26 protein-coding genes are annotated in these 19362 nt (G+C 45.3%); 24 read left to right on the forward strand and 2 right to left on the reverse strand.

Features of this window, described 5'->3' with window-relative positions:
• Window positions 1-23: 23 nt before the first annotated feature.
• Window positions 24-155, forward strand: a complete 132-nt coding sequence (locus tag ACYQ5K_RS04670; RefSeq protein ID WP_459777301.1) for a hypothetical protein — start codon at window positions 24-26, stop codon at window positions 153-155.
• Window positions 156-221: 66 nt separating this feature from the next.
• On the opposite strand, the gene ACYQ5K_RS04675 is transcribed toward ACYQ5K_RS04670, so the two are convergent.
• Complete coding sequence (locus ACYQ5K_RS04675) at window positions 222-500, reverse strand: chorion class high-cysteine HCB protein 13 (RefSeq protein WP_195230373.1); 279 nt, start codon at window positions 498-500, stop codon at window positions 222-224.
• A gap of 136 nt (window positions 501-636) precedes the next feature.
• Here ACYQ5K_RS04675 and ACYQ5K_RS04680 point away from each other — a divergent pair, with 136 nt between their 5' ends.
• The 18 genes from ACYQ5K_RS04680 (at window position 637) to ACYQ5K_RS04765 (ending at window position 12761) form a co-directional block, all read left to right on the forward strand.
• Window positions 637-1581 (forward strand): S8 family peptidase, encoded by a 945-nt coding sequence (locus tag ACYQ5K_RS04680; protein WP_173688157.1) that lies wholly within the window; start codon window positions 637-639, stop codon window positions 1579-1581.
• Window positions 1581-1925, forward strand: a complete 345-nt coding sequence (gene ylxM, locus ACYQ5K_RS04685) for a YlxM family DNA-binding protein (protein ID WP_173688158.1) — start codon at window positions 1581-1583, stop codon at window positions 1923-1925. Before ACYQ5K_RS04680 ends, ylxM begins: the two co-directional genes overlap by 1 nt.
• Window position 1926: 1 nt before the next feature.
• A complete protein-coding gene (gene ffh / locus ACYQ5K_RS04690) occupies window positions 1927-3291 on the forward strand; it encodes a signal recognition particle protein (RefSeq protein ID WP_459777302.1) in 1365 nt (454 codons plus the stop codon).
• Between the two features lie 79 nt (window positions 3292-3370).
• Entirely contained in the window at window positions 3371-3616 is a 246-nt protein-coding gene (gene rpsP / locus ACYQ5K_RS04695) for a 30S ribosomal protein S16 (protein ID WP_022220623.1), read from the forward strand.
• A 23-nt stretch (window positions 3617-3639) separates the two neighbouring features.
• Window positions 3640-3870, forward strand: coding sequence for a KH domain-containing protein (locus ACYQ5K_RS04700; RefSeq protein WP_008370600.1), 231 nt, complete (start codon window positions 3640-3642; stop codon window positions 3868-3870).
• A gap of 181 nt (window positions 3871-4051) precedes the next feature.
• Window positions 4052-4564, forward strand: coding sequence for a ribosome maturation factor RimM (gene rimM / locus ACYQ5K_RS04705; protein ID WP_459777303.1), 513 nt, complete (start codon window positions 4052-4054; stop codon window positions 4562-4564).
• A 24-nt stretch (window positions 4565-4588) separates the two neighbouring features.
• Complete coding sequence (trmD, locus tag ACYQ5K_RS04710; RefSeq protein ID WP_195230379.1) at window positions 4589-5359, forward strand: tRNA (guanosine(37)-N1)-methyltransferase TrmD; 771 nt, start codon at window positions 4589-4591, stop codon at window positions 5357-5359.
• Window positions 5360-5458: 99 nt separating this feature from the next.
• Window positions 5459-5806 (forward strand): 50S ribosomal protein L19, encoded by a 348-nt coding sequence (gene rplS / locus ACYQ5K_RS04715; RefSeq protein ID WP_008370594.1) that lies wholly within the window; start codon window positions 5459-5461, stop codon window positions 5804-5806.
• Between the two features lie 68 nt (window positions 5807-5874).
• A complete protein-coding gene (gene lepB, locus ACYQ5K_RS04720) occupies window positions 5875-6468 on the forward strand; it encodes a signal peptidase I (RefSeq protein WP_173688162.1) in 594 nt (197 codons plus the stop codon).
• 14 nt (window positions 6469-6482) lie between these two features.
• A complete protein-coding gene (gene ylqF / locus ACYQ5K_RS04725) occupies window positions 6483-7340 on the forward strand; it encodes a ribosome biogenesis GTPase YlqF (protein WP_173688163.1) in 858 nt (285 codons plus the stop codon).
• Window positions 7333-7908, forward strand: a complete 576-nt coding sequence (lepB, locus tag ACYQ5K_RS04730; RefSeq protein WP_173688164.1) for a signal peptidase I — start codon at window positions 7333-7335, stop codon at window positions 7906-7908. The genes ylqF and lepB (ACYQ5K_RS04730) overlap by 8 nt, the downstream gene beginning before the upstream one ends.
• On the forward strand, window positions 7901-8662 hold the full coding sequence (locus ACYQ5K_RS04735) for a ribonuclease HII (protein ID WP_173688165.1): 762 nt from the start codon (window positions 7901-7903) through the stop codon (window positions 8660-8662). The genes lepB (ACYQ5K_RS04730) and ACYQ5K_RS04735 overlap by 8 nt, the downstream gene beginning before the upstream one ends.
• Window positions 8663-8703: 41 nt before the next feature.
• Window positions 8704-9081, forward strand: coding sequence for a YraN family protein (locus ACYQ5K_RS04740; RefSeq protein ID WP_173688166.1), 378 nt, complete (start codon window positions 8704-8706; stop codon window positions 9079-9081).
• 63 nt (window positions 9082-9144) lie between these two features.
• The gene (gene pgeF / locus ACYQ5K_RS04745) at window positions 9145-10002 is read left to right on the forward strand and encodes a peptidoglycan editing factor PgeF (RefSeq protein ID WP_173688167.1); all 858 of its coding nucleotides are present in this window, start codon (window positions 9145-9147) and stop codon (window positions 10000-10002) included.
• Window positions 10003-10005: 3 nt separating this feature from the next.
• Window positions 10006-10905, forward strand: a complete 900-nt coding sequence (locus ACYQ5K_RS04750) for a mechanosensitive ion channel family protein (protein ID WP_173688168.1) — start codon at window positions 10006-10008, stop codon at window positions 10903-10905.
• A 122-nt stretch (window positions 10906-11027) separates the two neighbouring features.
• On the forward strand, window positions 11028-11636 hold the full coding sequence (gene rsmD, locus ACYQ5K_RS04755; protein WP_173688169.1) for a 16S rRNA (guanine(966)-N(2))-methyltransferase RsmD: 609 nt from the start codon (window positions 11028-11030) through the stop codon (window positions 11634-11636).
• Window positions 11637-11640: 4 nt separating this feature from the next.
• Entirely contained in the window at window positions 11641-12153 is a 513-nt protein-coding gene (coaD, locus tag ACYQ5K_RS04760; protein WP_173688170.1) for a pantetheine-phosphate adenylyltransferase, read from the forward strand.
• Window positions 12150-12761 (forward strand): ATP synthase subunit B family protein, encoded by a 612-nt coding sequence (locus tag ACYQ5K_RS04765; protein ID WP_173688171.1) that lies wholly within the window; start codon window positions 12150-12152, stop codon window positions 12759-12761. The genes coaD and ACYQ5K_RS04765 overlap by 4 nt, the downstream gene beginning before the upstream one ends.
• 5 nt (window positions 12762-12766) lie before the next feature.
• Here ACYQ5K_RS04765 and ACYQ5K_RS04770 read toward each other — a convergent pair whose 3' ends face one another.
• Complete coding sequence (locus ACYQ5K_RS04770; protein WP_173688172.1) at window positions 12767-13705, reverse strand: nucleoside recognition domain-containing protein; 939 nt, start codon at window positions 13703-13705, stop codon at window positions 12767-12769.
• 119 nt (window positions 13706-13824) lie between these two features.
• Here ACYQ5K_RS04770 and ACYQ5K_RS04775 point away from each other — a divergent pair, with 119 nt between their 5' ends.
• The 5 genes from ACYQ5K_RS04775 to ACYQ5K_RS04795 are packed head-to-tail and all read left to right on the forward strand — an operon-like array spanning window position 13825 to window position 19361.
• On the forward strand, window positions 13825-14643 hold the full coding sequence (locus tag ACYQ5K_RS04775; protein ID WP_179963112.1) for a M23 family metallopeptidase: 819 nt from the start codon (window positions 13825-13827) through the stop codon (window positions 14641-14643).
• A gap of 38 nt (window positions 14644-14681) precedes the next feature.
• Entirely contained in the window at window positions 14682-16067 is a 1386-nt protein-coding gene (locus ACYQ5K_RS04780; protein WP_459777307.1) for an RsmF rRNA methyltransferase first C-terminal domain-containing protein, read from the forward strand.
• Window positions 16064-16768 carry a pseudouridine synthase gene (locus tag ACYQ5K_RS04785; protein ID WP_173688173.1) on the forward strand — a complete coding sequence of 235 codons (705 nt, stop codon included), beginning with the start codon at window positions 16064-16066 and terminating at the stop codon, window positions 16766-16768. Before ACYQ5K_RS04780 ends, ACYQ5K_RS04785 begins: the two co-directional genes overlap by 4 nt.
• Window positions 16762-17430: an HAD family hydrolase gene (locus tag ACYQ5K_RS04790; protein WP_173688174.1), complete on the forward strand. Its 669-nt coding sequence runs from the start codon at window positions 16762-16764 to the stop codon at window positions 17428-17430. The genes ACYQ5K_RS04785 and ACYQ5K_RS04790 overlap by 7 nt, the downstream gene beginning before the upstream one ends.
• Complete coding sequence (locus ACYQ5K_RS04795) at window positions 17430-19361, forward strand: YgiQ family radical SAM protein (protein ID WP_173688175.1); 1932 nt, start codon at window positions 17430-17432, stop codon at window positions 19359-19361. The genes ACYQ5K_RS04790 and ACYQ5K_RS04795 overlap by 1 nt, the downstream gene beginning before the upstream one ends.
• Window position 19362 lies beyond the last annotated feature (1 nt).

The raw sequence follows: 19362 nt of genomic DNA on the forward strand, positions 1-19362 counted from the left end.
AAATAATGGAAGGATTTTGGTAAATGAGCAGCCGGATTATCATTGATGGAAATGCAATCTATGAAGTGGATGAAGAATGTTTGCGAAAGAAAAAGGAAAAGGAGCAGGAAGAGGCGCGCGAAAAGCAACAGGAGAAGCACAAAAATAAAACATAAGAAAGGCGGGGATATAATTTGCCCCGCCTTTGGTCTGTCTGAACGAATGGAGTCTGAGTTTCGTAACTAGCAGCCGCATCCGCCGTTGCCACAGCCGTTTCCACATCCGCATCCATTACCGCATCCAGTTCCGAATCCGTTTCCGAATCCACCACAGCAGCAGAGAAGAAGGATGATCCACAGGCAGCTGTCATTTCCGCAGCCACAGCCGTCGCCATTGCGTCCCCATCCGCCACAGCAGCAGAGGAGAAGAATGATCCATACGCAGGAAGACATTCCGCAACCACATCCACAGTTATCCATAGAATTTCCACATCCGCAGTTTGTTGCACTTAATTCACTCATATTTGATAGCCTCCAGTAAGGTTTCTTTACACTTCATCATATGTAAGGAGGCATGTCAGTGTTTCAAAAAAGTTCCGAAGAAATTGGCATCTGGTTTCAGAAAGAATATTCTAATAGAAAAAGGATATTTTTAAATATGAAAGATTTAAAACGGAAAATCCACTATTGGTGTTCGGATACAATGCAAAACAAAATCACCGGAAAGGGTGTCGTTTGTGCCGTTCTGGATACAGGGATTACACAGCACCCGGATCTTGCCGGTCGCATCGTGGGATGGAAGGACTGTGTACAGGGAAAGAAAACCATATATGATGACAACGGACACGGAACCCATGTGGCAGGGATTCTTGCCGGAAATGGAAAAAGCGGAAGAGGCCTGTACAGCGGAATGGCACCGGAGGCGCAGATCTTTGCAGTCAAGGTGCTGAATCAGAGGGGTGGTGGAAAAATCCGGGATGTGATAAACGGGATCCGGTACGTGCTGTTAAAACAAAAGGAAATGAAGATCCGGATCGTCAATATTTCGATTGGAACTCTTCCTCATAAGAAAGATCCGGAAGATGAATTGCTCCTGTTCTGGGTAGAACGGCTCTGGGATGCCGGCCTGGTGGTTGTGACGGCGGCAGGAAACAAAGGACCGAAGGAAGGGAGCATCACGATCCCGGGAAACAGTCGGAAGGTGATCACAGTTGGGGCGGATGAAGAAATGGGAAAGAAGTATTCCGGCTGCGGGCCGACCGGAGATTGTATCAAAAAACCGGATCTTACCGTGCCGGGAAACCGGATTTATTCCTGCAATTACCTGTATCCGGTGAGGAGTCCTTACGCCTATATTCCGAAAAGCGGGACTTCTATGGCAACTCCGGCGGTGTCTGGGGCAGCGGCTCTGGTTTTGCAGAAATACCCGGATATGTGTAATCTGGAACTTAAATACAGACTGTGGAATTCCTGTGAAAAGGGAAGGTATTATGACCAGAGACAGGGACATGGGAACCTGCATGTAGAAAAACTTCTCGAATGTCAAGAAAAAATACTTGACACCAATGAAAATCTGTTATATGATAGCACAGGTGATAAGTGATGGACGAGATTTTAAAGCAGACATTATTATATGATTTTTATGGTGAGCTTCTGACAAAACATCAGAAAGAGATTTATGAACAGGCAGTACTTGAAGATTATTCGCTCAGCGAGATCGCAAGAGATGCGGGGATCAGCAGACAGGGTGTTCATGATATGATCCGGCGCTGCAACAAGAGTCTGGAGGATTATGAAGCGAAGCTGCATCTGGTGGAGAAGTTTATGTCTGTGAAAGAAAAAGTCCATGAGATCGATCTGCTCCTTGAGAATTATGAAGAGCAGGACGAAAAAGAACTGATAAAGAAAGTGAAAAAGCTTTCGGGAGAGATCATAGAGGAGTTATAACATGGCATTTGACAGTTTGACAGAAAAACTTCAGAACGTATTCAAGAATTTAAGAAGCAAGGGGCGACTTACAGAAGATGATGTAAAAGCGGCTCTGCGTGAAGTTAAGATGGCTCTTCTGGAGGCAGATGTTAACTTCAAAGTTGTCAAAAATTTTGTAAAAAGTGTGCAGGAGCGTGCAGTCGGACAGGATGTGATGAGCGGACTGAATCCGGGACAGATGGTGATCAAGATCGTGAATGACGAACTGGTGAATCTGATGGGCTCTGAGACAACGGAGATTAAATTCCATCCGGGAAGCCAGAAGACGGTCATTATGATGATGGGTCTTCAGGGAGCAGGTAAGACAACAACCACAGCAAAGCTTGCAGGAAAGTTCAAACTGAAAGGTAAGAAGCCTCTTCTGGTAGCATGTGATGTCTACAGACCTGCAGCTATTAAACAGTTGCAGATCAACGGAGAGAAGCAGGGTGTGGAAGTGTTCTCCATGGGAGATAACCAGAAGCCGGCGAATATCGCTAAAGCAGCACTGGAGCATGCTGGAAAAAATGGCAACAATGTGATTATTCTGGATACTGCAGGACGTCTCCATATTGATGAAGAAATGATGGAAGAACTGCAGGAGATCAAGAACACGGTCGAGGTTCATCAGAGTATTCTCGTTGTCGATGCAATGACCGGTCAGGACGCCGTGAATGTTGCAGAGAACTTTAATGAGAAGATTGGTATAGATGGAGTAATCGTCACAAAGCTTGACGGCGATACCAGAGGTGGTGCGGCACTTTCAATCAAGGCAGTCACCGGATGCCCGATCCTTTATGTAGGTATGGGCGAGAAGTTATCAGATCTGGAGCAGTTTTATCCGGACCGTATGGCTTCCAGAATCCTCGGTATGGGGGATGTACTCAGCCTGATCGAGAAAGCCGGCGAAGAGATCGACGAAGAACAGGCACGTAAGATGACAGAAAAGCTCAAAAAGTCGCAGTTTGATTTTGAGGACTATCTGGAAAGTATGAAACAGATGCGCAAGATGGGCGGTCTTGGAAGTATTATGAATATGCTCCCCGGACTTGGCGGTATGGGTGGTCTTGGCAAAGGCAAGATGCCGGATATCGATGCAGATGATGCGGAACAGAAGATGGCAAGAGTCGAAGCAATCATCTATTCCATGACGATCAAGGAACGTCAGAATCCGGACATCATCACTCCGCAGAGAAAGCGAAGAATCGCAGCAGGAGCCGGGGTTGACATTTCAGAGGTCAACAAGATGATGAAGCAGTTCGAGCAGATGCGCAAGATGATGAAGTCCTTCCCGGGAATGATGGGCGGGAAAGGAAAAAAAGGCAAGTTCAGGATGCCTTTCTAAAGAAGATATATTCCGCAGATCATGCGTGATATATAGATAAACTATTATAAATACAAATTGTTTTATGGAGGAAAGTAAAATGGCAGTAAAAATCAGATTAAGAAGAATGGGACAGAAGAAAGCTCCTTTCTATAGAATCGTTGTTTCTGATTCTAGATCACCAAGAGACGGAAAATTCATCGAAGAAATCGGAACATACGATCCAACTCAGGATCCTAGCGTATTCAAAGTAGATGAAGAAGCAGCTAAGAAATGGTTAAACAACGGTGCTCAGCCTACAGAAGTAGTTGGAAAAATCTTTAAGGCAGCAGGTATTGAAAAATAGGTTGCTTCGCGGAGGTGCGAGTGATGAAAAATTTAGTAGAAGTAATTACGAAAGCACTTGTGGACAATCCTGAAGGCGTCGTGGTTACGGAAAAACAGGAAGGCAAGACTACCGTGATCGAAGTACATGTCGCAGATAATGATATGGGAAAGGTGATCGGTAAGCAAGGCCGAATTGCGAAAGCAATCCGTTCCGTTGTAAAGGCAGCCGCGGCCAAAGAAGACAAAAAAGTCGTGGTTGAAATTATGCAATAGCATAAAAATAAAACGCAGGTAAATTTATTTTTATCTGCGTTTTTTATCATGCCTTAGTATGCAAGAGAAGCTGCCAATGACAGATTCACTGTATCTGGGGGATGGAGAAAAAGTCGCTTCAAAAGACTAAAAACAGACTTTTTCGGTGTAAAGTTTATCTTATGCTAAGAAAGGACAAAGTATGCAACAAAATGATTACCTGCAAGTTGGTGTGATCACATCTACCCACGGAATTAAAGGCGAAGTTAAAGTATTTCCGACAACCGATGATCCAAACCGTTTCCGTGATCTGAAAGATGTGGTTCTTGATACAGGAAAAGAACAGATTCCCCTTGAAATTGAAGGTGTAAAATTTTTTAAACAGTATGTGATTCTGAAGTTCAAAGGGATCGATAACATAAATGATATTGAAAAATACAGAAAGATGCCACTTCTTGTATCTCGTGAGGATGCCGTGGAACTGGAAGAGGATGAGTACTACATGGCAGATATTATCGGTATGGATGTCTATACTGAGGACGGTGAAAAATTCGGTGTCCTGGAAGATATTATGGAAACCGGTGCGAATGATGTCTATGTGGTATTGACAGAGGCGCACGGTGAGGTACTTCTTCCGGCAATCCATGACTGTATTCTGGATGTAGATACCGAGAATAGAAAAATGACTGTTCATCTGATGGACGGACTGATTTAAGTGACAGAATAGTAGGAGAACAATATGAGATTTGATATCATGACGCTCTTTCCGGAGATGGTGATGAACGGTCTGGAAACCAGTATTATAGGAAGAGCTGTGAAGAATGAAATTCTTGAGATTGAAGCCTGGAATATCAGGGACTACGCATTTAACAAGCATAGCAGTGTGGATGATTATCCGTATGGCGGTGGCGCAGGAATGTTGATGCAGGCAGAGCCGGTTTACCAGACTTATCTTGCCATTCGGGAAAAAGCAGCCCTCCCGGAAGGAAAGAGACCGCGTGTGATTTATCTTTCCCCTCAGGGGAAGCCGTTTAACCAGAAGATGGCAGAAAATTTTGCGAAAGAAGATGAACTGGTGCTTTTGTGCGGACATTACGAAGGAATCGATGAACGTGTGCTGGAGGAGATCGTAACGGATTATGTGTCAGCCGGCGATTATGTATTGACAGGCGGTGAACTTCCGGCAATGATGATCGTGGATGCGGTATCCCGCCTGATCCCGGGGGTTCTGCATAATGATGTATCTGCCGAATTTGAGAGTTTTCAGGACAATCTCCTGGAATATCCGCAGTATTCCAGACCGGAGATCTGGCACGACAGGCAGGTTCCGCCGATCCTTTTATCCGGCCATCATGCCAATGTAGAGAAATGGCGCAGAGAGCAGTCAGTGATCCGTACTGCAAAATGGCGTCCGGATCTTCTGGAAGGCGCAGAGCTTACCATGAAAGAAAGAGAACTTGCAGAAGAGATTATAGAAAATCGAGAAAAAGACTTGAAAAATGAAGAATAATGTGTTAATATATAGCACGTTGTGATGAAAACAGAGATGGTCCTCTGATACGATAGAAAAAGCGTATTAAGAACGTCAAAATATGAAGGAGGTTCACACATGAACGAAATTATTAAGAACATTGAAGCAGCTCAGTTAAAAGAAAATGCTCCGGAATTCCACGTTGGAGATACTGTAAAAGTTTACGGTAAGATCAAAGAAGGAAACCGTGAGAGAATTCAGGTATTTGAAGGTACTGTATTAAAGAGACAGGGCGGCGGAGCAAGAGAAACATTTACAGTAAGAAAAAGCTCTAACGGAATCGGCGTAGAGAAGACATGGCCGCTTCACTCACCAAACGTTGAAAAAGTAGAAGTTGTTCGTAAAGGTAAAGTAAGACGTGCAAAACTTAACTACTTAAGAGATCGTGTAGGTAAGAGAGCAAAAGTTAAAGAATTAGTAAAATAGTAAATGCTTAAAGAGGGACAAATACGACAGGTACTTGTCCCTTTTGCTAATATAGGATATGATAACAGATGAGACGTAGAAAAAGAAAAGAACTCAGATTTGACAGAAAGCATAGAAAACATATCAATTTGAAATGGATTCCCGAAGTATTTGGATGGGTATTCCAAATTGTGCTCGTCTGCCTGTGTGCATTTGTGTTTGTGTGGTATTTCGGGCATCAGATCAGTAATATCGGAGAGTCCATGAACCCGGTGATTCGGAATGGGGATGTGGTTTTAGTAAACCGGATCGTATATGATGCCAGTACACCGAAGCGCGGAGATATTATCGTGTTCAAACCAAAAGGGAATGAGAATCTTCATTCCTATATTAAAAGGATTATCGGACTTCCGGGCGAAAGCGTTGAGATCAGGGATGGAGAGATTTATGTCAACAACAGAAAGCTGGTTGAAAAGTATGAGACTACTGCAATTGCAGATGCAGGTATTGCCAGTGAGAAGATCGTTCTCGGTGGAGATGAGTATTTTGTCCTTGGTGACAACCGGGAGAGCAGTGAAGACAGCCGGATGGCTGATATTGGAAATGTAAAGCGTTCCGAGATTGAAGGGAAAGTATGGTTTATCCTTTCCCCGAAAGACCGTTTCGGACTGCTTGGTAAATAGAAGGAGGAAACTGGATGAATTTTCAATGGTATCCGGGGCATATGACAAAGGCCAAAAGGATGATGCAGGAGAATATCAAACTGATCGATCTTGTGATCGAACTGGTTGATGCAAGAGTTCCGATGAGCAGCCGGAATCCGGACATCGATGAACTTGGAAAGAATAAAGCAAGACTGATCCTGCTCAATAAGGCAGATCTTGCAGATGAGAAACAGACAGAAGAGTGGATCGGCTATTTCCGTGGAAAAGGATATTCGGCAGTTAAGGTTAATTCCCGTAAAGGCGGCGGGATCAAGTCTATTCAGGGAGTGATCCAGGAAGCGTGTAAAGAAAAGACAGAGCGTGACCGTAAGAGAGGGATTCTGAACCGTCCGGTCCGTGCGATGGTAGTCGGAATCCCGAACGTCGGAAAGTCTACTTTTATCAATGCACTTGCCGGAAAAGCCTGTGCAAAGACCGGTAACAAACCGGGTGTGACCAAAGGAAAGCAATGGATCCGTCTAAACAAGAACGTAGAGCTTCTCGATACACCGGGAATTCTCTGGCCGAAGTTTGAGGATCAGCAAGTGGGACTGCGCCTTGCATTTATCGGGTCGATCAAGGATGAGATCATGAATCTGGAAGAGCTTGCGGCGGAGCTGATCAGCTATATGCAGGATGCTTATCCGGGTGTTCTTGCTGAGAAATATACGATCAACGAAAAGCAGAACAGCTACAGTGTATTGGAAGCAATTGCTGAGAGCCGCCATTGTCTGGTACGCGGAAATGAATTAGATACCGCAAAAGCAGCTGGTATGCTGCTGGATGATTTCCGAAATGGAAGACTCGGAAGGATCACACTTGAATTTGTAAAGGAGTATACAAATGAATAAGGAAGACAACAAGGAAGAAGCTCCGGAGCAGGAGCAGAGCATATGGAGATCACTGGGAGGAACACTTCTGTATCTTCTGGTCATTGTTCTGCTGACATGGGTGATCGTCACCTTTGTCGGACAGCGCACTAAAGTAGACGGTCATTCAATGGAACCGACACTTTCAGACGGAGACAACCTGATCGTGGATAAGCTCAGCTACCGTTTCCGCGAGCCGGAAAGATATGATATTATTGTATTCCCTTACCAGCATGCAGAGAATACCTATTATATCAAACGTATCATCGGACTGCCCGGTGATACTGTGCAGGTGATCGATGGGTATGTGTATATTAATGGCAAAAAGCTGGATGAACATTATGGTGCAGAGGTGATGGAAGATCCGGGAATTGCAGCAGAGCCGATCAAACTGGGAGATGATGAATATTTTGTCCTGGGAGATAACCGGAATCACAGCTCGGACAGCCGTGTGGCAAGTGTGGGTGTACTTACCCGTGATATGCTGATCGGGCGTGCCTGGGTAAGAATTTATCCGTTCAACAAAATCGGAGTGATAAAGCATGAGTAAAGAAAGTATCAAAGAGATCGACAGCCGTTTAAAAGCGGCAGAGGATGCCGAAAGGGAGCAGCTGATGAAGGTCTATGCGCCGGATGACAGAGCCGGTGTGCAAAAGCTTCTGGAAAAGTACAGAAAGCAGAAGGAAAAGCTGCTTGCCGAAAAAGATCGCCTTGCGAAAATGCGTCAGTACGAAGAAAAATATGCTGACCATGCGTTTATCTGTGGAATTGACGAGGTGGGAAGGGGACCACTTGCAGGTCCGGTAGTTGCAGGGGCTGTGATCCTGCCAAAAGAGTGCGAGATCCTTTATATAAATGATTCCAAGAAGCTTTCCGCAGCAAAAAGAGATGAGCTTTATGATGAGATCATGGACAAAGCAGTTGCAGTAGGTCTCGGGATGGCTTCCCCTGCAAGGATTGACGAGATCAATATTTTGCAGGCAACCTACGAAGCCATGCGTCAGGCGATTGGCAATTTGAAAGTCTCGCCGGATCTGCTTTTAAATGATGCAGTTACCATTCCGGAGGTTGTGATTCCACAGGTTCCGATCATCAAGGGAGATGCAAAAAGCGTGTCCATCGCTGCAGCAAGTATTGTGGCAAAGGTAACAAGAGACCGTCTGATGGAAGAGTATGATAAGCTACTTCCGGGATATGGATTTGCATCTAACAAAGGTTATGGATCAGCAGAACATATCAAAGCGCTTCAGACGCTTGGACCGACACCGATCCACAGAAGAAGTTTTATCGGACACTTCGTATAAAAATCCGTCAGAACAGGTAGAAGATCAGATCCAAAAGGCAATTGGAGAATGAAAAAAACCGGCGAAGGACCGGTACAAAATATGAAAAAATAGCAGGTGAATTTCTGGAAAAGCAAGGATATCAGATACTGGAGTATAATTTCCGCTGCCGTTATGCGGAGATTGACATTGTTGCAAAAGACGGAGAATATCTGGTCTTTTGTGAGGTGAAATTTCGCAAAACAGGAGGGCTTTCGGCTGCTCTGGAGGCGGTATCTGTGTCCAAACAGATGCGCCTGTCCGGAGCGGCCGTTTATTATCTGATGAAGAACGGCTGCACAGAGATACCATGCCGTTTCGATGTAGTAGGAATCGCGGGAAATAAAATTTCTTTGCGGAAAAATGCATTTGAGTACTGCGGAGACTTTGGAATTGTATGATTTATTATACCAGGGAAAAAGCCAGATGGCTGTCTGCAGATATCACAATACGGGAGAGTACAGATGAAAATAGGATTAAAATATAAAAATGAGGAGCATATCTTTGACGAATGCATAAGTGCCGGCGTACCATTTCTCAAGTATCCGATCCTTGAAAAGGAAGGACTTGTAGAACATGGAATTTCGACCAGGCTTGGAGGAGTGAGTGAAGGTTTCCTGGGAAGCATGAACCTGAGCTATACCAGAGGGGATGATCCCACGCATGTGGACGAGAACTACAGAAGAATGGCAGCTGCAATCGGCGTGAAGCCGGAACATATGGTCTGCACGCATCAGACCCATACGACGAACGTACGGATCGTGACAAGAGAAGATGCCGGCAAAGGTGTTACAAGAGAAAAGGATTACACAGATGTAGACGGATTGATCACAAATGTACCGGGGATCTGTCTGGTGACATTTTACGCGGACTGTGTACCGCTTCTGTTTCTGGATCCGGTGAAAAAGGTGGTAGCATCCAGCCATTCCGGCTGGCGAGGCACCGTGAACCGGATGGGACAGGTGACGGTTGAAAAGATGCAGAAAGAATTCGGCTGTGATCCAAAGAATATCATTGCCTGTGTGGGACCGTCCATCTGTCAGGACTGCTATGAAGTCAGTGAAGATGTGATCGACATGTTCCGTGCAAATTTCAGAGAGTCTGAATATGACCGTCTGTTCTATGCCAAGGAGAATGGAAAGTTCCAGCTGGATCTCTGGAAGGCAAATGAACTGGTTCTCACAGATGCAGGGATCAGACCGGAACACCTGGCAGTTACTAATGTGTGTACCTGTTGTAACCCGAAACTTTTATTTTCCCATCGTGCATCCAAAGGAAAGAGGGGAAATCTTGCAGCATTCATTGCACTGAAGGAGGGATAAAACATGCTTTTGACACAGAAAGCCGCAGGAAATGAGGTAGAGGCGACCGTACAGGACACGGTGGATACAATCACCGGATTTAATAAATTCATTCAGGAAAAAGGTCCTGACCTGATTTCGTTTGGAATCCGGATCCTGATGGCACTGCTCGTATTCATCATCTGCCATAAGATGATCAACTGGATCCGCAAGATTACGAGGGCATCCATGGAACGCGCCAATTCGGATACCGGTGCGAGACAGTTTGTGGATTCTCTGTTGAAATACGGACTTCATATACTGCTGTTTCTGGCAATTATCAATTCGCTCGGTGTAGAATCTGCATCGATTGCAGCAGCGGTTGCATCAGCAGGTGTGGCGGTTGGTCTTGCTCTGCAGGGAAGTCTTTCCAACCTTGCCGGTGGGATGCTGATCTTATTTTTGAAGCCTTTTGTTGTCGGGGATTATATTATAGAAGACAGCCATGGCAATGAAGGAACGGTCAAAGAGATCCAGATCTTCTACACCAAGCTTGCCACCATTGACAACAAGACGATCGTTGTGCCGAATGGAACACTTGCCAACACAAGCCTTACCAATGTGACGGACAAAGATTACCGCCAGCTGGATCTGAAGGTGGATATTGCATATGAAGCGGATCTGCGCCTTGCCAAGAAACTGTTGCAGGAACTTGTAAAAAATGATCCGTCCGTCATCCAGACTATGGAACATAATGTTTTTGTCCATGAGCTTGGGAGCAGTTCGGTTGTGATAGGTGTCCGTGCCTGGGTAAAAAGTGAAGAGTATTGGCCGACAAGATGGCGGATGCTGGAAAACATCAAGTTGACACTGGATGAAAATCATATTGATATTCCATATCAGCAGATCACTGTCCATCAGGTACAGATGGAGTCGGAAAAGTAGAGCTTTGTATCTGAAAAAAGACAGATAAAAAAAATGTATCTGGTAAAATACAAGCGGGAAAATTGACAAAATAATCACAAATAAGTATAATATGTTGTCAGGGTTAAAAGACAAAACACCCTATGTTTTGGAATGATGGAGTAGTTTCTGACATCATAGATCAGGAGAACGATAAGATGAGAGTCATAGCAGGGAAAGCCAGAAGAATACCACTTGTGACGGTAAAAGGAATGGAGACACGTCCGACAACCGACAGAACCAAAGAAACCTTATTCAATATGATCGCACATGGACTTTGCGACTGTACATTTCTGGATCTTTTTTCAGGAAGCGGGGCAATCGGGATTGAGGCGATCAGCCGAGGTGTAAAAAAGGCGGTTTTTGTGGAAAACAATCCGGATGCGATCCAGTGCATTATGGAGAATCTGAAAAAGACACAGCTTGCAGACCAGGCGGAAGTAATCCGGGAGGATGTGTTTTCGGCACTTCGCAGACTGGATGGAAGAGAAAAATTCGATTATGTGTTTATGGATCCACCGTACAACCATATGCTGGAAAAAGAGGTGCTTACTTATCTTGCAAAATCAGACTTGCTGGAAAAGGATGCACTGATCATCGTGGAAGCATCTTTGGCAACTGATTTTTCTTATCTGGAGGAACTTGGTTTTTCAATGATCAAACAAAAGAAATACAAGACCAATATGCATGTATTTATATCTGTGGAGGAGTAGACTCATGATAAGAGCGATTTATCCGGGAAGCTTTGACCCGGTAACTTTCGGACATCTGGATATTATTACCCGGAGCAGCAAAATTGTAGACGAACTTATAATCGGAGTATTGATGAATAAAGCAAAAACCCCGTTGTTTTCTGTAGAAGAACGTGTTAAAATGTTAGAGGAAGTGACAAAAGATCTCGGCAACGTGAAAGTAGTACCTTTCGACGGGCTGCTTGTGGAATTCGCAAGACAGCAGAAGGCGCGTCTAGTGATTCGCGGACTGCGTGCGATCACAGATTTTGAGTATGAGATCCAGATGTCACAGACGAATCATAAGCTTGAGCCGGAAGTAGAAACCATGTTCCTTACAACCAATCTCAAGTATTCTTACCTTAGCTCTACAATCGTAAGAGAAGTCGCAGCTTTCGGAGGGGATATTTCCCAGTTCGTGCCGGAGACTGTCGCCAAAAGTATAAAAGAAAAGATGTCACAGCAGGTCTGTGACAAGAAGGAGAGTGTAAAATTATGAGCAGCCGTATTGAGCAGATTATTGAAGAAATTGAAGAGTATATTGACAGCTGTAAGTTTCAGCCATTATCAACTACAAAGATTATCGTGAATAAAGACCAGATCGACGAACTTCTCCGTGAACTTCGTATGAAGACTCCGGATGAGATCAAGCGTTATCAGAAGATCATCGCGAACAAGGATGCAATCCTTGCAGATGCACAGCAGAAAGCAGAGAGCATGATTGAAGAAGCACATGCACAGACAAGCGAACTGGTAAGCGAGCATGAGATCATGCAGCAGGCATACGCACAGGCAAACGAGATCGTTATGGCAGCAACAGATCAGGCACAGCAGATCCTGGATAATGCAACCAATGATGCCAACGATATCCGTATCGGGGCAGTGCAGTATACAGATGACCTTCTTGCCAATGCCGAAAGCATCATCGGCCATACACTGAACAGTTACACAAGCAAGTATGACAGTCTGGTAACATCCCTTCAGGAATGTTATGATGTTGTCCGTAACAACCGTGCAGAACTGGAAGTTCCGGATAAGTCATCACGCGGACTGGAAGCAGAATTCGGCGGAGAAGCCGGACAGACAGAACAGGGACAGATGGAATAAGTTCTTTATCCGAACAATTTCAGATAGCAAAAAGCGAACAGGCTGGTTACCATTGCGGTAATCAGCTTTTCTGTTATATAGCGAGAAAAAGACCAGTTCTGGGACCGGATCATGCATTTGGTCTGGAAAAGCGCGCAGACTCCTCCGAAAGAACAGTGCGCCATGACGAGAAGAAACCGCAGTTCAGAAGTAAGGTCCAGTTGACAGAGCATGCGGATTCCTCCGGTCAGTTCCACTCCGGGAAGAAGCAACAACTTCCAGAAGAAATTTTGAAAGGAAAGTTTTGCCATAAAAGAAAGGAGCACTGAGAAAACGATCATATATCCGCCGATTTTCGTGATGGAATCACATGCTGACAGAATACTTTCGTCAAGAGCCCTGGAAAAAGGAAGAGATTGCCTGGAATCAGCCTGTTCTCCTGCAGTCGCAAAAGGTTTCTGCGGCAGATACCATCTGCGGAACAAAAAGGAACAGCACAGTGCGGAAAGGATAGGAAAAAGCAGACAGATCTGCGTCATTTCAGGCTGCTTGAGACTTTTTACTGCCACATACCCGGTCAGAAACGCAGGACTGACATTGTTACAGAAAGAGAGAAGATATTCTCCTTCAGCAGAAGAAATTTCTCCCTTATCAGTCAGGTCAGAGCAGGATTTTGCCCCTACCGGAAAGCCACAGAGAAATCCACAGACTACCGAAAAAGAAGCATTTTCGGAAATGCCAAGAAAAGGCTTCAGAATCGGAGAAAGGATCTGATTGATCAGGGAAATGCTACCTGTGCGGATCATAAGACCGGTTATAAGAAGAAAAGGAAAGAGCACCGGAAGCACCTGCCGGTACCAGAGCAGCAGTCCGTTTGCGGCACCTGTGGCAACGGTTTCCGGGGAAAAAAGCATCAGAAGGAAAAGTCCGATCAGAAAAAACACCGACAGCTTTTTGGTTTTCATCGTGTATACCTGCCGTATTCTTTTGCAACAGTTTATGAAAAAACACAGACAGATATACCGGGGCACATGTGCATAGAAGAGATTCAGTGCGAATAGAATAAAAGAAAAATGGAGAAATCTTGAAAAAAAGACTGGAACGCAGATTGCTTCTGCTCCTTTTTTTATTGCTGATTTTTTGTGTGGCAGCAAGCATACAGCTTAACGAGAAAGCTAAAAAAAGCCGATTGAACCTGAAAACAGGAAGTACAGAAGAATTCAGAAAGCTTGGGATGGAGGAGGCGTTTTTCCAGGTTCTTGCGAAGACATATCATGAAAAAAGAGGAAGACTTTATGCCATTTATTTTCTGGAAAATAGCCTGTTTTCACAGGATAACGAAAAAGAGTTGTTTGAAAAATGGTCGGAAAAAGAAGAGTGGAAAACTTTTGAAAAGATCTGTACAGCTCTTTGGAATGATATCCGCTATTTTCCTGTTCCGGAATCACCGAAACATCCACAGTATCAGGTATCTTTTGTGGACAGCTGGATGGGAGAGCGCACCTACGGAGGAAAAAGGGGACATGAAGGCTGTGATCTGATGGCATCGAAAGATATCCCCGGGCTCTATCCGGTTGTGAGTATGACGGATGGGGTAGTATCGGCAAAAGGCTGGCTGGAAAAGGGAGGATACCGGATCGGGATTACCGCACCGTCCGGTGCATATTTCTATTATGCACATCTGGACTCATATGGAAGTTATCAGGAAGGGGACGAGGTGAAGGCAGGGGATATCATTGGATTTATGGGAAATACCGGATATGGTCCGGAGGGGACGAAAGGGATGTTTGCCACGCATCTGCATCTGGGGATTTATCTGTATCCGGATGGCGAAGAAACCAGCTACAATCCCTATTGGATTTTAAGACTTGCCGGGGAGAAAAAACTTTCCTGTTCTTTCTAACTATGCTATACTTAAATGATATGGAGGACGAAAGAATGATAAATTTACCAAATGAATTTGAAGAGAAGATGAAGGCACTCCTCGGAGATGAATTTGAGGATTATATAAAATGTTATGATGAGCCGAGATATTACGGACTTCGTGTGAATACAGAGAAGATTTCTGTGGAGGATTTTGTGAAGATCTGTCCGTTTGAGATCACACCGATCCCGTGGATCGACAACGGTTTTTACTATGACGGAGAAAAGATATCTCCTGCGAAGCATCCGTATTATTTTGCAGGACTTTACTACCTGCAGGAGCCGAGTGCGATGACACCGGCGAACCGTCTTCCGGTAGAACCGGGGGACCGGGTACTGGATGTTTGTGCCGCACCTGGGGGAAAGGCAACCGAGCTTGGGGCGAAGCTTCAGAACGAAGGTGTTCTGGTAGCAAATGATATCAGCAGCTCCAGAGCAAGAGGACTCTTAAAGAATCTGGAAGTTTTCGGGATCGGCAATATGCTGGTCATGAGTGAAGAACCCGGACGACTGGAACGCTATTTCAGCGGTTATTTTGACAAGATCCTGATCGATGCGCCGTGTTCGGGGGAAGGGATGTTCCGTAAGGATAAGAAGATGGTACGTGCCTGGGAAGAACATGGACCTGAATTTTTCTCGAAGCTGCAGAGAAGCATTATCACCCAGGCGGCGAGAATGTTAAAGCCGGGTGGCATGATGCTGTATTCAACCTGTACGTTTGATCCACTGGAGAATGAGGGAACGATCGAATATCTGCTCGGTGAATATCCGGAATTCGAGATTCAGGAAATTGCAGGATATGAAGGATTTGCACCGGGCATGCCGGAAGTAACCAAGTCAAAGGATCCGGATTTTGCTAAGACTGTCCGTATTTTTCCACATCATATGAAAGGGGAGGGACATTACCTCGCACTGCTGAAAAAGAGTGCGGATGCAATCTGCCTATCTTCCCCGGTCGCAGAGCAGAAAGCAAAGAAGATCCCGGCAGAGCTGGAAGAATTCTTCCGTGATGTCAAGTGGGAGCTGAAATTGTGGAGACTGGATATCCATGGAGAGCGTGTGTACTATATGCCGGAGAATCTTCCGGAACTGAAAGGCGCAAGATTTTTAAGAAGCGGACTGCTCCTTGGCGAACTGAAGAAAAAGCGTTTTGAGCCGAGCCAGGCACTGGCGATGAACCTGAAAATGGAAGAGTACGCGCATACATTGAACCTGTCTTCTGATGATGACCGACTGATGCGTTATCTGAAAGGTGAGACAATCGATGTGGAGGATCTGGTTCCGGCTAAGGCAAAAGGCTGGCATCTGGTCTGTACAGACGGTTTCCCGCTTGGATGGGGAAAAGTCACGAACGGAACTTTGAAGAACAAATATCTGCCTGGATGGAGGAATCAGTCCGCATGATGCGCATAGACAAATATCTTGCCGAGATGGGGCAGGGAACCAGAAGTGAAATCAAAAAGCTGATCCGCAGCGGACGTGTCATGGTTGATGGAGAGGCGGTGAAAAAACCGGAACTTAAAATCGATGAGACCACACAGAAAGTAAGTCTTGACGGAAAACAGATTGGATACGCTAAAAAAGAGTATTATATGCTCCATAAACCGGCAGGTGTCATTTCCGCAACAAAAGATGACCGTGACAAGACAGTTCTGGATCTGATTGCAGATAAAAAAAGAAATGATCTGTTCCCGGTAGGACGTCTGGATAAGGACACGGAAGGACTTCTTCTGATCACCAATGACGGAGAACTGGCACACCGCCTGCTTTCTCCGAAAAAGCATGTGGATAAGATATATTATGCGAAAATACAGGGAAAGGTAGACGAATCTGATGTGAAAGCATTTGCAGACGGAGTGGATATCGGAGACGATACGCCGGCTAAAAGCGCGGATCTCCGGATCCTGAAAAGTGGGGAAGAGTCGGAAATCGAGCTTACGATCACGGAAGGACGTTTCCATCAGGTGAAGCGGATGTTTCACGCAGTCGGAAAAGAGGTAGTCTATCTGAAGCGGCTTTCTATGGGAAGTCTTATACTGGATAAGACACTTGCAAAAGGAGAATACCGGTCACTGACCGAAGAGGAGATAAGAAAATTATGTTAGAGGATACCAAAGCTGTCATTTTTGATCTGGATGGGACCCTGGTAGATTCCATGTGGGTGTGGACAGCGATAGATGAAGATTATATCAGAAAATATCATCTGAATCCACCGGAAGATTTTCATGAGGCAATGGAAGGGATGAGCTATACCGAGACAGCGCAGTACTTTTTGAAGATTTTTCCGGAGCTTCCGCATACGGTGGAGGAGATCAAAAAAGAATGGTATGATATGTCTGTGGATAAATATACAAAAGAGGTCACGCTGAAACCAGGGGTAAAGGCATTTCTGGAGATGCTGAAAGAGAAAGGCATCCGGACAGGAATCGCAACCAGCAATGACCGGAAGCTGGTGGAAGAATTTTTAAAGGCAAGGCAGATCACCAATCTTTTCAGTACAATCTGTACAAGCTGCGAAGTGAATAAAGGAAAACCGGCACCGGATGTTTATCTGAAGGCAGCCGAGCAGCTCGGTGCAGAGCCTTCCGCCTGTCTGGTATTTGAAGATGTTCCGATGGGAATCCTTGCCGGGAAAAATGCAGGAATGCGTGTGTGCGCGGTAGACGACTGGTTTTCACGCCCACAGGATGCGAAAAAGCGGGAGTTTGCCGATTATTTTATTCACAGCTATGAAGACATTACCAATCAGACATACGAGGTATTATAATGAATCATGGATTTTTACCGATCAGCAGGAAAGAGATGGAAGAGCGGGGGTGGGACCATGTAGACTTTGTCTATGTAAGCGGAGATGCCTATGTAGACCACCCGTCTTTTGGACATGCGATCATCACCCGCCTTTTAGAGGCACATGGCTTCCGCGTGGGGATCATTGCACAGCCTGACTGGAAGGATAAAGAAAGTATTACAGAATTTGGAGAGCCGCGGCTTGGATTTATGGTGTCGGCGGGAAATATGGATTCCATGGTCAACCATTATTCTGTATCAAAGAAAAGACGGCAGCAGGACTCTTATACACCGGGCGGAGTGATGGGAAAGAGACCGGATTATGCAGCAGTTGTGTACGGCAATCTGATCCGTCAGACATATAAGAAGACACCAATCATTCTGGGTGGTATCGAGGCGAGTCTTAGAAGACTTGCACATTACGATTACTGGTCCAACCAGCTTAAGCGTTCCATTCTTCTGGATTCGGGTGCAGACCTGGTTTCTTATGGAATGGGCGAACGCTCGATCATTGAGATTGCAGAGGCATTGGATGCCGGACTGGATATCAAGGACATTACCTATATCGACGGAACGGTATGCAAGGTCAAGAATCTGGACAGTGTGTATGATGCAGAGATTCTGGAACCGTATGAAGAGATGAAAAAAGATAAGCTTCTGTACGCCAAAAGCTTTTACAGACAGTACTGCAACACAGATCCATTTTCCGGAAAGAGGCTGGTTGAGCCCTATTCGGATCATCTGTATGTGGTACAGAACCCTCCGGCAAAACCGCTGACCCAGCAGGAGATGGATGATGTCTACGCACTTCCTTACATGCGGACCTACCATCCATCTTATGAGGCGACAGGTGGAGTGCCGGCGATTCGGGAGATCAAATTCAGTCTTATCAGCAATAGGGGATGTTTTGGAGGCTGCAGTTTTTGTGCACTGACATTCCATCAGGGAAGGATCATTCAGACACGAAGTAAGGAATCACTGATCGCTGAAGCAAAGACATTTCCGGAGGATCCGGAATTCAAAGGATATATTCATGATGTGGGCGGACCGACCGCGAACTTCCGTGCACCGGCATGTAAGAAACAGTTAAAATACGGGGCATGTACGAACAAACAGTGCCTTTTTCCAAAGCCGTGTAAAAATATGATCGCAGATCATAAAGAATACTTAAGCATTCTCCGGGATCTCAGAAAGATACCGGGAGTCAAAAAAGTATTCATCCGTTCCGGTATCCGTTTTGACTATCTGCTGGCGGATCCGGATGACACGTTTTTCAAAGAATTGTGTCAGTATCATGTCAGCGGTCAGTTGAAAGTTGCACCGGAGCATGTAGCAGATCCGGTTCTGCAGATGATGGGCAAGCCGGAAAATGCAGTTTATGAACGTTTTACCCACAAATACGAAGAGATCAATAAAAGGTTAGGACTTAAACAGTATCTGGTTCCGTATCTGATGTCGTCCCATCCGGGTTCTACTATGAAAGAAGCGGTAAAGCTTGCCGAATACTTGCGGGATCTTGGTTATATGCCGGAGCAGGTACAGGATTTCTACCCGACACCGTCTACGATTTCCACTTGTATGTATTATACCGGTGTAGATCCGCGGACGATGAAGCCGGTGTATGTGCCGAAGAATCCGCATGAAAAAGCGATGCAGAGAGCACTGATCCAGTACCGGAATCCGAAGAATTATGATCTGGTCATGGAGGCACTGCGAATCGCAGACCGTATGGATCTGGTAGGATTCGATGAAAAATGTCTGATCCGTCCGAGAAAGCTGCATTCGGAAAAAATGCAGGAGAAGAATGGATACAGCGGAAGAAACCATGGCGGAACAGGAAATGGCAGAGGTGAGTCCTCGTCAAGACCGCAGAAAAAGAAATCCATCCGTAATGTACACAAACGGAAGTAGT

It is taken from the genome of Allocoprococcus similis (assembly GCF_054660775.1).